Origin of the sequence: Pseudohalioglobus sediminis (assembly GCF_008370495.1) — a bacterium.
Taxonomy (GTDB): Bacteria; Pseudomonadota; Gammaproteobacteria; order Pseudomonadales; family Halieaceae; genus Halioglobus.
Map to the genome: position 1 here is coordinate 360,045 of NZ_VTUX01000001.1, position 14,031 is coordinate 374,075.

Annotated in this window: 12 protein-coding genes; 3 read left to right on the forward strand and 9 right to left on the reverse strand. The window is 61.9% G+C overall.

Features of this window, described 5'->3' with window-relative positions; translation table 11 throughout:
- Positions 1 to 112: 112 nt before the first annotated feature.
- Positions 113 to 1,024: a haloalkane dehalogenase gene (locus F0M18_RS01570; RefSeq protein ID WP_149609624.1), complete on the forward strand. Its 912-nt coding sequence runs from the start codon at positions 113 to 115 to the stop codon at positions 1,022 to 1,024.
- Between the two features lie 13 nt (positions 1,025 to 1,037).
- On the opposite strand, the gene F0M18_RS01575 is transcribed toward F0M18_RS01570, so the two are convergent.
- The 7 genes from F0M18_RS01575 to F0M18_RS01605 all read right to left on the reverse strand — a co-directional run bounded on the left by F0M18_RS01575 (position 1,038) and on the right by F0M18_RS01605 (position 8,795).
- Positions 1,038 to 2,843, reverse strand: a complete 1,806-nt coding sequence (locus F0M18_RS01575; RefSeq protein WP_149609625.1) for an acyl-CoA dehydrogenase — start codon at positions 2,841 to 2,843, stop codon at positions 1,038 to 1,040.
- Between the two features lie 78 nt (positions 2,844 to 2,921).
- Positions 2,922 to 3,899: an NADPH:quinone oxidoreductase family protein gene (locus tag F0M18_RS01580; protein ID WP_149609626.1), complete on the reverse strand. Its 978-nt coding sequence runs from the start codon at positions 3,897 to 3,899 to the stop codon at positions 2,922 to 2,924.
- Between the two features lie 18 nt (positions 3,900 to 3,917).
- Entirely contained in the window at positions 3,918 to 5,096 is a 1,179-nt protein-coding gene (locus F0M18_RS01585) for an acetyl-CoA C-acyltransferase (protein ID WP_149609627.1), read from the reverse strand.
- Positions 5,097 to 5,151: 55 nt separating this feature from the next.
- Positions 5,152 to 6,072, reverse strand: coding sequence for an SDR family NAD(P)-dependent oxidoreductase (locus tag F0M18_RS01590; protein ID WP_149609628.1), 921 nt, complete (start codon positions 6,070 to 6,072; stop codon positions 5,152 to 5,154).
- A 127-nt stretch (positions 6,073 to 6,199) separates the two neighbouring features.
- Positions 6,200 to 6,664, reverse strand: a complete 465-nt coding sequence (locus tag F0M18_RS01595) for a MaoC family dehydratase (protein WP_149609629.1) — start codon at positions 6,662 to 6,664, stop codon at positions 6,200 to 6,202.
- 63 nt (positions 6,665 to 6,727) lie between these two features.
- Positions 6,728 to 8,011, reverse strand: coding sequence for a spinster family MFS transporter (locus F0M18_RS01600; RefSeq protein ID WP_223177881.1), 1,284 nt, complete (start codon positions 8,009 to 8,011; stop codon positions 6,728 to 6,730).
- A gap of 88 nt (positions 8,012 to 8,099) precedes the next feature.
- Positions 8,100 to 8,795: a Crp/Fnr family transcriptional regulator gene (locus tag F0M18_RS01605; RefSeq protein ID WP_149609630.1), complete on the reverse strand. Its 696-nt coding sequence runs from the start codon at positions 8,793 to 8,795 to the stop codon at positions 8,100 to 8,102.
- A gap of 204 nt (positions 8,796 to 8,999) precedes the next feature.
- Here F0M18_RS01605 and F0M18_RS01610 point away from each other — a divergent pair, with 204 nt between their 5' ends.
- Positions 9,000 to 9,566: a peroxiredoxin gene (locus tag F0M18_RS01610; RefSeq protein ID WP_188109581.1), complete on the forward strand. Its 567-nt coding sequence runs from the start codon at positions 9,000 to 9,002 to the stop codon at positions 9,564 to 9,566.
- Positions 9,567 to 9,705: 139 nt separating this feature from the next.
- Positions 9,706 to 11,898, forward strand: coding sequence for a carbohydrate-binding family V/XII (locus tag F0M18_RS01615; RefSeq protein WP_262500794.1), 2,193 nt, complete (start codon positions 9,706 to 9,708; stop codon positions 11,896 to 11,898).
- Positions 11,899 to 11,966: 68 nt separating this feature from the next.
- On the opposite strand, the gene F0M18_RS01620 is transcribed toward F0M18_RS01615, so the two are convergent.
- Positions 11,967 to 12,158, reverse strand: coding sequence for a hypothetical protein (locus F0M18_RS01620; RefSeq protein WP_149609632.1), 192 nt, complete (start codon positions 12,156 to 12,158; stop codon positions 11,967 to 11,969).
- 117 nt (positions 12,159 to 12,275) lie between these two features.
- Positions 12,276 to 13,733: an SDR family oxidoreductase gene (locus F0M18_RS01625; RefSeq protein WP_149609633.1), complete on the reverse strand. Its 1,458-nt coding sequence runs from the start codon at positions 13,731 to 13,733 to the stop codon at positions 12,276 to 12,278.
- Positions 13,734 to 14,031 lie beyond the last annotated feature (298 nt).

Consider the following 14,031-nt stretch of genomic DNA (forward strand, 5'->3'; position numbering starts at 1 on the left):
GTCTAACATCAGCCCGTCGCGAGTTTATAAGCTATGCTGTGTAGCAAGGACCACCGGGCCAGGGCGACCACCGCATCAGCGCGAGCTGCCCTGGCCAGCAATAGGAGAGCAGATGCAATACCTGAGAACACCGGACCAGCGTTTCGAAGGCCTGAAAGACTACACCTTCAATCCCCACTACCTGCAGGTCAGCGATACCGAAGACGGCGAGTTGCGCGTGCACTACCTGGATGAGGGCCCGCGTGATGCCGACCCCGTATTGCTGCTGCATGGCGAGCCATCCTGGAGCTACCTGTACCGCAAGATGATCCCGCCCCTGGTCGCTGCCGGCCACCGGGTGATAGCCCCCGACCTGGTGGGCTTTGGCCGCTCCGATAAACCCACCCGGCGCGAGGACTACACCTACCAGCGCCACGTCGACTGGATGCAGTCAGTGCTCGATCAGCTGCAGTTGCAACACATCACCCTGTTCTGCCAGGACTGGGGTGGCTTGATCGGCCTGCGCCTGGTGGCGGAAAACCCGGCTCGTTTCGCGCGCGTGGTGGCGGGAAACACCATGCTGCCAACCGGTGATCACGACCTGGGCCAGGCATTCCTTGACTGGCGTGACTTCTCGCAACGCGTTGACACCTTCCCGGTGAGCACGATCATCGATGGTGCCACTACCACTGCGTTAAGTGCAGAGACCCTGCACGCCTATGATGCGCCTTTTCCCGATGAAACCTACAAAGAAGGCGCCCGGCAGTTTCCCATGCTGGTGCCCGCCACAGTGGATGATCCGGCCTGCGCGCAAAACCGCGCTGCCTGGGAGGTGCTGAAGCAATGGCAGAAGCCATTCCTGACCAGTTTCAGCGACTCGGACCCGGTGACCGCCGGCGCCGAGACGGTAATGCAGAAACTGATCCCCGGCTGCGAGGGCCAGCCCCATATCACCATCGAAAACGGTGGCCACTTCCTGCAGGAGGACCAGGGCGAGGTACTGGCGGACGTGATCAACCGCTTCATCGCCGACAACCCGCGGTAAGCGCAGCCCGCCGTCAGAACCAGTCGTTGTGCATGCCCAGGCAAGTGTCGTCCAGGCGCCGCAGCAGCTGCGCCCAGACTTCCGTCTCGGGCAGCTCATAGCGGAAGAAGTAACGCATCGCCTGCAGCTTGCCGCGATAGAACGCCGCGTCAGCATCGTGCGGCGAGTTCGCCAGCGCCTCTGCCGCCACTATTGCCTGCTTCAACCACATCCAGGCAATAACCACATGCCCGAACATGTCCAGGTACTTGACCGAGTTGGCCAACACCAGGTCGATATCCTGCTCCAGCATGCTGCCCAGCAGAAACTCGGTGGTGCTGTTGAGTGTGTCCACGGATGCCTGTAGTTCACCGGCAAATGCGGACAGTTCCGCGACCTGCTGCGCCCGGGAGATGGTCTCGCCAATAGCCTGCAAACAGGCGCGGTAGCCGGCGAGCTTGTTCTGCGGCACCTTGCGCGCCAGCAGGTCCAGGGACTGTATACCGGTAGTGCCCTCGTGGATGGGGTTGAGGCGGTTGTCCCGGTACATCAGCTCCACCGGGTGCTCATTGACATAGCCGGAGCCGCCGAGCACCTGGATCGCATAGTAGTTCGCTTTCGGGCCATACTCCGAGGGCCAGGACTTGATGATCGGTGTCAGGAAGTCCAGCAATTCATGCGCCGTTGCGCGCTCCGCTTCCGTGGGCGCGGTGCGCTCATCGTCCGCCAGCTGCGTACCCAGCAGGCACAAGGCATACGCCCCCTCGGCATAGGCCTTCTGCGCCAGCAGCATGCGCTTCACATCCGCGTGCTCGATGATGTTCACCGGCGGCGACAGGGGATCCTTGGAGGAAGGCAGCCGGCCCTGCGGGCGCTCCTTCGCGTAGTCCAGTGAATACTGGTAACCGCAAAGTGCAGTGGTTGCCGCCATGGTTCCCACCATGATGCGCGCCTCGTTCATCATGTGGAACATGTACATGAGGCCACGGTTTTCCTCTCCCACCAGGTAGCCCACGGCGCCGTCCTTTTCGCCAAAGTTGAGCGCCGTGGAGGTTTGCCCGCGCCCGCCCATCTTGTGAAACAGGCCGGCGAGTTGCACGTCGTTGCGCGCGCCCAGGCTGCCATCTTCGTTGACCAGGAACTTGGGCACGATAAACAGCGAGATACCCTTGACGCCCTTTGGCGCGCCTTTCACCCGCGCCAGCACCAGGTGCACGATGTTCTCACTGAGCTCGTGGTCACCGCCGGAAATCCATATCTTGTTGCCGGTGATACGGTAAGTGCCGTCTGCCTGCGGCACCGCGCTGGTGGTCAGGTCAGCCAGGCTGGAACCCGCGCCCGGCTCACTCATGGCCATGGTGCCGGCGAAGCGCCCGGTGCGCTGCGGCTCGACCCAGGTACGGATCTGTTCTTCGCTGCCGTGGGCCTCGATCAGGTTGGCATTGGCGTTGGTCAGGCCGATATAGCCCATGGTGGTGCTGCCCGCGGCATTCAGGTAGGCAAACACGGCGGACGTGGCCAGTGCCGGCAACTGCATCCCACCCAACTCGTAATCTGCGCCCGGCGATGCCAGGCCGGCCTCGATCACCGCATCCAGTGCCTGCTGGATTTCCGGGATCATCTGTACCTTCTCACCATCGAAGGTAGGCTGGTGGGTGTCCACCTTCTGGCGGTAGGGCAGGAAATACTTTTCCGCAATGGCCTGCGACACATCCAGGGCCGCGTCGATGGTTTCGCGATTGTGGTCGCTGTAGCGTTCCCGGCTCAGGCATTGCTCCACGTCGAACAACTCATAGAGCATGAATTCCAGGTCACGGCGATCAAGCAGGGGGGCTGGCATGGCAACTCCTCAGTGGATAATTTAAAAGAAAAAAAGCGTGAGCGGGCGACCGGGGAGTCACCCGCTGTGGACACAGCGTCAGGTCGTCAGGATGACCTTACCGCGCGCCCTGCGCTCAATCAGGCAGTTGAAGGCATCCTCGTACTGCTCCAGCGGGAAACAGTCAGTGACCACCGGGTTGAGCTTGCCGGCCTCGAACAGCGCCCACAGTTCCTCGACGTTCTTCATCTGCACATCGGTTTCCTCGCCCGAGAATCGACCCCAGAAGACGCCGACGATAGAGCAACCCTTGAGCAGTGCCAGGTTGAGCGGAATCGAGGGGATCGGGCCGCTGGCAAAACCGATCACCAGGTAGCGTCCGTTCCAGGCCATGCTGCGCACGGCGGGTTCGGAGTAGTCACCACCTACCGGGTCGTAGATCACGTCCACGCCCTTGCCGTCTGTCAGTTCGCGCACCGCATCCTTGATCGAGACCTCGCTATAGTTGATCACCTCGTCTGCACCGAGCTGCTTGCACAGCGCCAGCTTCTCTTCCGAACTGGCCGCGGCGATCACCTTCGCACCCATCAGCTTGCCCAGTTCCACCGCTGTGGAGCCCACACCACCGGCCGCTCCCAACACGAGCAGGGTTTCTCCCTGCTGCAGATTGGCGCGCTGCTTGAGCGCATAGTAGGAGGTGAAGTAGGTGATGCTGACACCCGCGGCCTGCTCGAAACTCAGGGTGCCGGGCATGGGGAATACGGCAAATTCGTTGGCCAGTACTTTCTCGCTGAAGGCGCCGACGCCGGCGGCGACAATCACCCGGTCACCGGGCTGGTAGCGGGTCACCTTGGCACCGACTTCCGTGACCACGCCGGCGCACTCACCGCCGGGAATAAACGGCATCTCCGGCTGGTGCTGGTACTTGCCCTGTATCATCAGCACATCGGGAAAATTAAGACCGGCGGCCCTGACGTCCACCACCAGTTCGTGATCACCGGGATTGGGCTCCGGCCAGTCAGTGACCAGTTCCAGTTTGTCAGGCAGGCCCAGTTCCTTACATACAACTGCTTTCATTTCGCTTACTCCCCAGAATCAGGCTACTTCGAACAGGCCGGCCGCACCCATGCCACCGCCCACGCACATGGTGACCACCACGTACTTGACGCCGCGCCGCCGGCCCTCGATCAGGGCGTGGCCTATCATGCGCGAACCGCTCATGCCGTAGGGGTGGCCGATGGAAATCGCGCCGCCATTGACGTTGAGCTTGTCGTTGTCGATGCCCAGTCGATCCCGGCAGTAAAGCACCTGCACCGCGAACGCCTCGTTCAATTCCCAGAGGCCGATATCATCGACCTTCAGGCCATGCTGCTGCAGCAGTCTGGGCACAGCAAACACCGGGCCAATGCCCATTTCGTCCGGCTCGCACCCGGCGACCGCCATGCCGCGGTAGATACCGAGTGGCTCCAGCCCGCGCTGCTCCGCCAGTTTGGCATCCATCACCACCTGCGCCGCGGCGCCATCGGACAGCTGCGAGGCGTTACCCGCGGTGATAGTGCCGCCCTCTACCACCGTGCGCAGGCCGGCAAGGCCCTCAGCGGTGGTAGCGCGCATGCCCTCGTCGGCGCTCACGGTCACCTCCGCTGCGGATTGTTCGCCGGTCTCCTTGTCCCAGACGATACGCGAGCAGGTCACCGGCACCAGTTCATCGTCATAGCGGCCCGCCTCGTAAGCTGCCGCGGTGCGCTGCTGTGACTGCAGTCCGTACTCATCCATGGCTTCGCGGGTGATGCCATAGCGCTCCGCAACCACCTCAGCGGTCTGCAGCATGGGCATGTACACGTCGGGGTGCATGGCCAGCAGCGCGTCGTCTGCCGCCCGATGCAAGTTCATGTGTTCGTTCTGCACCAGGGAGATGGATTCGAGGCCGCCACCCACGACCACGCTCATGCCGTCGTCGATCACCTGCTTGGCCGCGGTCGCCACGGACATCAGCCCGGAAGAACACTGGCGATCTATACTCATGCCGGAAACGGTGACCGGCAGGCCGGCACGCAAGGCCACCTGGCGTGCGATATTGGAACCGGTCGCGCCCTGCTGCAGGGCACAGCCCATAATGACATCGTCCACTTCTGCCGGGTCGATGCCCGCGCGACGGACCGCCTCTGCTACAGCCGCAGCGCCGAGACTGGCGCCGCCCAGGTTATTGAAGCCGCCGCGGTAGGCCTTGCCGATGGGGGTGCGCGCCGTGGCGACGATGACTGCTTCTTTCATAGCTTTTCTCCGAATTCTCTTGCTGCTGTGCGTGGATTGTGCGCTTTGGCAGGCGTCACTTGTTGTCGATGCCCAACCCTTCCATGGCCTTGCCGGTCATTTTCACGGTCTGTTCAAAACCGGCCTCCGGCTGCCGTTCACCTTCCGGTGAACTGATTGCATCCCAGTGTGCGGCAATGCCTTCAGGGGTCTGCTCTTCTGGCGGCAGCCAGGCGCCGTCGGTTTCCACGATCTTGGCGACCGCATAGGCTCCGGCACCGGCGCAAATGATGGTCTTGTTGGGGGCGTCCTCACTCACCATGTACAACACGGCGGGGGTTACCGTCTCCGGGGTTAACAAGGCAAAGGCCTCTTCGGGTATCAGGCCCTCGGTCATGCGGGTGCCCGCGGTGGGGGCCAGCGCGTTAACGCGGATGTTGTACTTGGCGCCTTCCTGCACCAGCGTATTCATCAGCCCGATCACGCCCAGCTTGGCGCTGCCATAGTTGGTCTGGCCGAAGTTGCCGTACAGGCCCGAGGAGGAGGTGGTCACCACGATGCGGCCATAGGACTGCTCACGCATGATGTCCCAGCACGCCTTGGTGCAGTTCACCGTGCCCATCAGGTGCACATCGAGGACCAGCTTGAAGTCATCCAGTGAGCCCTTGGCAAAGCTCTTGTCGCGCAGGATACCGGCGTTATTCACCAGGATGTCCACCCTGCCCCACTTGTCCATCGCCTGCTGCACCATCGCTTCAACCTGGCCGTAGTCGGCGACGTTGGCGCCGTTGGCGATCGCCTCGCCCCCGGCAGCCTCGATTTCTGCAACCACAGCCTGCGCCGCTTCCGAGCCACCGCCGGAACCGTCTACATTGCCACCGAGGTCATTGACCACGACCCTGGCACCGCGTTTCGCCAGCTCGATGGCGTGGCAGCGCCCCAGACCCTGGCCGGAACCGGTAACGATAGCGACCTTGCCGTCATAACGAATAGACATGTTTTGTTACTCCTGTTGTCTGCATGCCGCCAGCCCGCTGTAGAGGGATCGCCAGACGGGTTGCGGCAGCAATGTAAGATTCATCGGTTTGGCACTGGCGCAGCTGACGCCAGCGGCATGGGCGGTATCAGCCGGTTACCACCATGGACAGCCACTCGGCGACCAGGGCGGGGGTCTGCTCGCCTTCGATTTCTACCGAGATACCCTGCTTGATAAGGAAACGGTTATCGTCCTTGGCGGTAACATCCAGCACCTCAACGTGTGCGCGCACGCGCTTGCCGGCGCGCACGGGCGCGAGGAATCGCACCTTGTCGAAGCCATAGTTGACACCCATCACCACGTTCTCGGGTGCCACACCGATACCCTCGACCATTTTCACCAACATGGACAGAGTGAGGAAGCCGTGGGCGATCGTGCCACCAAAAGGCGTCTGCTTTGCCTTTTCCTCATCGATATGGATGAACTGGTGATCCTCGGTGCAGTCAGCAAAGGTGTTGATACGCTCCTGATCCAGGACCACCCAGTCGCCGGGCGCAAACTTCTTGCCGATTTCGTTAACCAGTTCTTCCTTGGGGACTGTTCTGAGGGACATGCGCTGCTCCGTTGTTCTTTTCCAGGGGGACCACATCCTAGCAACTCGGCAGCGGCACATCTGTCACCTGGGCGACAGCTCCTCGCGGGCAGCGAGATCATGGGGCAGGCGCCGCGATGCCAGGTAATACAGCAGTATGGAAGGTGTACTCAACAGCGCGATCGCCAACATGGCATAGCGCAGGCTGTCCTCGCCATAATGCGGCTGCAGGGCATCACTCAGCAGCCCCGCGGTCAACGGCCCCAGACCCAGGCCGATCAGGTTGAGCACAAAAAACAGGATTGCCGACGCCTGTGCGCGCATGGCCGGGGGAACAATGCCGTGGGCGATCGCCAGTGCCGGACCGAGGTAGGTATTCATGGCGATACTCAGGAAAAAGGAAAACCCGAGCACCAGCGCAGTATTGTCCAGCAGCAGATAGGGAAAGCTCAGGGGCAAAGCAATGAGCCCGGCGATCGCCGGCACCCACAGATACCAGCGACGGTCCCTGTGACCGAGCTTGTCGGCAATGTAGCCGCCGAGAAAGGTACCTATCATGCCCGCCCCGCCACTCACGATGGCCAGGATGACGCCGACTTCACCCACGCTGAAGCCGTGATTGCGGATCAGGAACGAGGGCGCAAAGTTGCCGCTGCCATAGCCGGCAAACGCGGAAAGCCCGGTTGCCAGTGCCAACAGCCAGAAGGAGCGGAAGCGGGACAGGGTTTTCAGCGTCTCCGCCAGAGTCGGCTTGTGGACCTCGGCGCTGGCCGAATCCCAGCGTCCGCGCGACGGCTCCTTCACCGTGAGCACAAAGACAACCGCCAGTAAAATACCCGGTATCCCCACCGAGAAGAAGGCCACCCGCCAGCCATAAAACTGGCTGACCACGCCGCCGACAATGAACCCGAGCAGGATGCCGAGGTGAACACCGGTGGAGTAGATAGCCAGGGCAGTACCGCGCTGGTGCGCGGGATAATAGTCACTGATCATGGCGTGCGCCGGGGGGCTGCCACCGGCCTCGCCGATGCCGACCCCGATCCGCGCCAGCAACAGGTGTGTGTAGTTTTGCGCCAGCCCCGACAGGGCGGTCATGCCGCTCCACACGGTGAGGGCACCGGCGATAATATTGCGCCGGTTGGTGCGGTCCGCCCACCAGGCGATGGGAATACCCGCCGTGATATAGACCAGGGCGAAAGAGAAGCCGCTGAGCAGACCCAGCTGCGCATCGGAGAGCCCCATATCGACCTTGATAGGCTCCTGCAGGATCACCAGTATCTGGCGATCGACAAAGTTGAAGGCATAGACCAGCGTTAACATGAACAGGCCATAGCGCGCGGCGCCAGGACTGACATCGGCTTGCTGCATAGGGTACTCACTTGCTGTTGTTATTGTTTGATGCGCCCATCCTAGCACCAAAAATGCCACCCCGGTGCCACGAGCACGACAGTCAGCCTTAACCGGGTTCGACTTCTGCCGCCAGCCCTTCGCTGTTGAGTATCACCACGCGGTCGTCGCGGGTCTCTATCAGGCCCTGCTCGGTAAAGGTACGCAGCACCTTGTTCACTCGCTGCCGCGAGCCGAGTGCCAGTCGCGCCAGGTCGTTCTGCGTGAGCTTGATATCGATGCAGGTGCCGCCCTTGGCCGCGACGCCGTAGTCCTCGGCGAAATTGAGCAGGCGCAGGGCCACCCTGGCCCGCAGCGGGTAAAACAGCATACTCCTGAGCAGTTCGTACAATTTACGGGTGGCCGCGATGTGGTCATGGAAGAGGTTGCGATACATCAGCGGATAGGCCTCCGCGACCTCCAGCACAACCTGCCGCGGTATCACCAGGACATCGGCACTGGTCAATGCCTGCACCGACGTCACGCGGGGAGCATCGCTGGCCAGCACCGGCTCGCCAAACCAGAAGCCATGGCGAAGATCGACAATGGCAAAGTCGTGCCCCTCGCTGCTGGAGATCGCCACCCGCAGGCGTCCCGTCACCACGCAGTACACCTCCGTGGTCACCTCGCCCTCGGTGTAAATCTGCCCACCGCGCGGATAGGGGCGTATGGAGGCAGCGCCAGCCAGCTGCTGCAGCGCCGGCTCCGGCAAGCCACTGAACCAGGGAGAATCGGTGATAAGGTCCAGCGGGCGGATATCAACCATCAGCCTCGCACCCGCACACTGTTCATGGCCACCCGTGCCCGCATTCGCCTGATCACCTGTCTGGTAGGAAGCCGGACATGGTAACAGCGCCGGACTGATAGTAAAAAGCCGCAGCGATGTATAGAGATGTTTAATTAGATGTAGCGCGATTGATTGTCTATATTTATGCGCAACAACCCACGATCAAAGGAGATCGACATGCCAATGACAGAACGTGTACCCAACGTTACCTTCAAAACCCGTGTTCGCGATGAGTCTGTGGACGGGCCCAATCCCTACCGCTGGGAAGACCTCACCACCGAGCAACTTTTCGCCAACAAGAAAGTCGTGGTGTTTTCGCTGCCCGGCGCGTTTACTCCTACCTGCTCCTCCAACCACCTGCCGCGTTACGAGGAGTTGTTCGATGAGTTCCAGGCCCAGGGTGTGGACGCCATCGTTTGCGTATCAGTCAACGATGCGTTCGTGATGTTCCAGTGGGGCAAACAGATCGGCAACAAGAACGTATTTCTGCTGCCTGACGGCAACGGTGAGTTCACCCGCAAGATGGGCATGCTGGTAGACAAGTCCAACCTGGGCTTTGGCATGCGCTCCTGGCGCTACTCCATGCTGGTGAACGACGGCAAAATCGAGAAAATGTTCGTCGAAGCGGACTACGCCGACAACTGCCCGACAGACCCCTTCGAGGTATCGGACGCAGACACCATGCTGGCCTACCTCAAGGGTTCAGACGCACCTGGAGTCACCGAGCCCCGCAAGGCCTTCGAGGGCTAGGGCATAACAGGCGGGCTGGCCACTGGACAGTCCGCCCTCCCCTTCTATACTCACTGCGATGCGCGGCCGCTTGGCTGCCGCATCGCACTGGCCCACCAGCGGGGCGGTGTTGAACTTACCGCGCCATCAAGGGGGCCGCTTGAATATCATCCGTCGTTCTACTTTTTACGTTCTCTGCACAATGCTGTTGCTTTCCTCGCTCCACGCCCGGGCGCTGGAATGGCCCCAGGAAGTCAGCGCCGCGGAAGGCACCATTATCGTGTACCAGCCTCAACCCGAGGCCTTCAAAGGCAATCAGCTGAGCGGCCGGGCGGCGATGGCGCTGGTACCCAAATCCGGTGGCGAGCAAATCTTCGGCACGTTCTGGTTCACGGCCCGGGTCGACAGCGACACGGATGACGACAATGCGCTGGTGCGCGACCTGCGCGTCACCCAGGTGCGCTGGCCCGAATCCAGGGACGCGGGCGAGCAACGCTTCACCGCCATAGTCGAGGCGGCCATCCCGGAGGCCGGTTTCGTCATATCCAGGGAGCGCCTGGCCGCAAGCCTGGCCACGGCTGAGCTGGAGACGCGCAGCCTCGAGAAGCTGAACAACGACCCGCCGCAGATCCTGTTTCGCGAGCAGCTCGCCGTGCTGCTGAGTTATGACGGCAAGCCCCGCTACGCCGATATTGAAAACAGCAACTACCAACGCGTGGTAAACGCACCGATCGCGGTCGTGCGCGCCGGCAACGGCAAACACTACGTAACCAACGGCAAACTCTGGTACCAGGCTGACTCGGCCATGGGCCCGTGGACGGCCACCTCGTCACCCCCCGCCGACCTGGTCAAGGCCATGCCTGCACCGGAGGGGGACCTGCCCAACTGGCCCACGCCACCTGAAATCGTGGTGGCCACCGAGCCCACAGAGTTGATCGTTACCGATGGCGCACCGGAGTGGACACCACTCGCCGGCGGCGAGGTACTCTATGTGACCAACACAGAGTCGCCGTGGCTGCGTAACCTCTCTACCGGCAACATGTACCTGCTGCTTTCCGGGCGCTGGTTTCGCGCCAAAAACACATCGGGACCCTGGACCTTCGTGCCCGCCGATGAACTGCCAGCCGCCTTTGCGGATATACCACCCGCCTCCGATATCGGCGGCCTGCGCACGTCGGTAGCCGGCACCCCCGAGGCGGAAGACGCGGTACTGGATGCGCAGATTCCACAAACCGCGGCCATCAGCCGCGATACCACGCTGCAGGTAGCCTACGAAGGCACGCCCAGGTTTGAAGATATACCCGGCACCAGCGTCGCCTACGCCGTCAACACGGGCACCCAGGTGTTGCGCGTGGACGGCAAGTACTACGCAGTAGACAACGGCGTCTGGTTCACGGCGGCCAGGGCCACCGGGCCATGGGCGGTAGCTGATTCCATCCCCAGCGATGAAATCAAGAAAATTCCGCCCAGCTCGCCGGTGTACAACACCACCTATGTGAATGTGTACGAGTCCACTCCCGAAATCGTCTACGTCGGCTACACCCCCGGCTACCTGTGGTCCTTTCCCTATTATGGCGTGCCCGTGTATGGCTCGGGCTGGTACTACCGCCCCTATCCCGGCCCCTGGTATTACCCGCGGCCACCCACCTGGGGTTTTAACGTGGGCTACAACCCCTGGACGGGATGGAGCTTCGGCCTTAGCTGGAGCAGTGGTTTCTTCAACTTCGGCGTGAGTTGGGGTGGGGGTTACTACCACGGCCACCATCATGGCTGGTATGGCGGCGGTGGCTATCGCGGGCCGGTGGTGATCAATACCGGCTACATCAATATCGGCAACAATATCAACGTCGGTAATCGCGTTGACTTCGGCGATCGCATCAACCGCAACGACATTGATCTCAATCGCGACGGGCAGCGCCGGGACAACCTGTACAATCGCGCGGAGAACCGCGACCGCAAGGCGGATCCGTCACTGGTCAAACGTGATCTGAAGCGCGCCACCTCGAACAGCAAATTGAAAAACAACGTCTACGCAGACCGCGATGGCCGCGTGCTGAAGCACGAGGACAACCAGTGGCAGTCCCGGGACAAAGGTGGCTGGAAACAGGACCCGGAGCTGAATCGACCGGCAACGCGTGAGGCCACCAGACCGGCCAGGCAGGACCTGCCCAAGCCCGCCACGCGCGATATCCCCAAACCGTCCAACCGTGATCTGCAGAAACCCGCTAGCAGGCCGACCACGCATGACCGGCACCGCGATCTCGACAGGGCGCAGAGGGCGCGAAATCACGGCGCCATGCAGGAACGCAACCGGCCCCGGCCGCAGCGCCAATCGCGCAACTTGCGCCGCTGATCTGCAGCCAGGGAACTGGCGGCGTCAAGCCGCCATTGAAAACGTCAAACCGTGAGTTTGGGGCGAGCTCAGTTCATGGCCAGGTGAATCAACCAGGTTCCCGAGAGTACGGTACCGAACGCGCCGATGCAGGCAACTGAGGCCGCAATCACGCCACCCATTGGGTCCTGGATCCAGGCGATGAAACGCTCTTTTCCTTGCGGGCGTACCGCCGTTGCGACCTGTTGCTGCGGTGCATTGTCTTTGGAGGCATTGTTCACGATGATCTTCCTGGCTTGAGTTGAAGTTGCGCCAGCTTAAAGCCACCCGGCCGATATACAATCCGAATTTAACAGGCCAATGATTCGAATAAACCTGCGCATGAACTGCCGGCAGCCCTACCGTGTATTTGCCATGCCCGCCTGCGCCTCGGCGCGTCGGCAGACCTCTCGCGTCATGCCCCTGAATATCCACAGGTGTACCGGCACCAGCGGATACCAGTACAACAGCCCCCAGATACCGGCGGGATGGAAATAGGCGGTCGCCGTCAACCGGTACCCGCCGCCTTCAGGGGCGAGTTCAAACTCCAGCACACCGCTGCCGGGTGCCTTCATTTCCATCAGCAGGGTCAACTTGCGCGGCGGGTCGTAGCCGATCACGCGCCAGGAGTCGATCACATCGCCGTAGCGCAACTCGCCCGGGTGCCTGCGCTGGCGCCGGAAGCTGGGCCCACCCAACAGCCAGTCGCCGGCACGCCGCAGCCACCACAGCACATTCAGCGAAAAGAAATCACCCGCTTCGCCAAACCGGCACAGTTGCGCCCAGACAACATCCGCCGGCGCATCGGTCATGCAATCACCGCTTGCGCGCTTGGCGTAGAACGCATAGCGAGGCTCGTAGTTGCGACAGCGCAGCGAGCCCTCTACCCAGTGTGCCGGCAATTGCTGGCTGCGCTCGGCATCCAGCGCGGCCTGGATCGACTGCTCCAGATTCATCAGCGGCATGGGCACCAGGTCCCGCAGTGGCTGCGCCTGCGCCAGCACATCGTGTTTCAGGCCATCGATCAGCGCGCGGGCGACATTGACCGGCACTGCGGTGACCAGGTTCAACCAGTAGGATGACAAGCGCGGCGTCAACACCGGTACCGGCATGATCAACGGTGACTTGCCGAGCATCCGCGCCAGCCGCTGCATGATATCCCTGTAGGTCAACTCATCCGGCCCGGCCGCGTCATAGGTCTGCCCCGCTGCAGCATCGATGAACGCCAGCCGTTCGAGGTAGACCAGCAAGTCCCGCAGGGCGATTGGTGGTGAGCGTGACTCAACCCAGCGCGGCGTCACCATGACCGGCAGGTAGTTGACCAGATCGCGCATGACCTCAAACGCGGCCGAGCCAGGGCCAACGATCATACCGGCGCGCACCTCGGTAACCGGTACCGTACCCTGCCGGAGGCAATCCCCGGTCTCCAGGCGCGATTGCAGGTGTTCGGATTCGGGTTGCTCCGGGATCAGCCCGCCCAGGTAAACAATGCGGCGCACACCGGCGGCCACGGCGGCGTCGCGAAAGTGCGCCGCGGCTTCCAGGTCCAGGCGCCCGAAGTTCTTCCCCGCCGCCATGGAGTGCACCAGGTAATAGGCCACATCCACACCAGCCAGCGCCTGTGGCAGCGTTGCCGGTGACAATGCATCGGCCTCAAAGTATTCCACATCCTGCCAGCCCCTGGCCTCCAGCACCTTGCGATTGCGGGCGCAAGCCCGCACCCGGTGGCCGCCGGCCAGCAGATGGGGAACCAGGTTGGTGCCGATGTAACCGCTGGCGCCAAAAACCAGGATCAGCGGTCGGGTGTTATCTGTCATGTCCTGCCCTGCGTCAGGCCCGGTTTTCGCTTCGCGAGCAGCGAAGCGTTGCTGTTTTTCGCATTATTGGCATGCTCATGGTCGCATGACCATACATCTTAAAGCTTCGATTAGACCCGGAAAGCGCCGCCTGCTTCCCGAAATGAGCATCAGTTCGCTTATTCTCGACCTGTTGTGAACCAGTTCACATTTCCCGATTGACTGGCCAGAAAGCGCCAACTATACAACATGTGATCGTTCAAAATTTGATCGCCGGATCGCCGGATCGCCGGATCGCCACCATGGTGGTCTTTCCGCC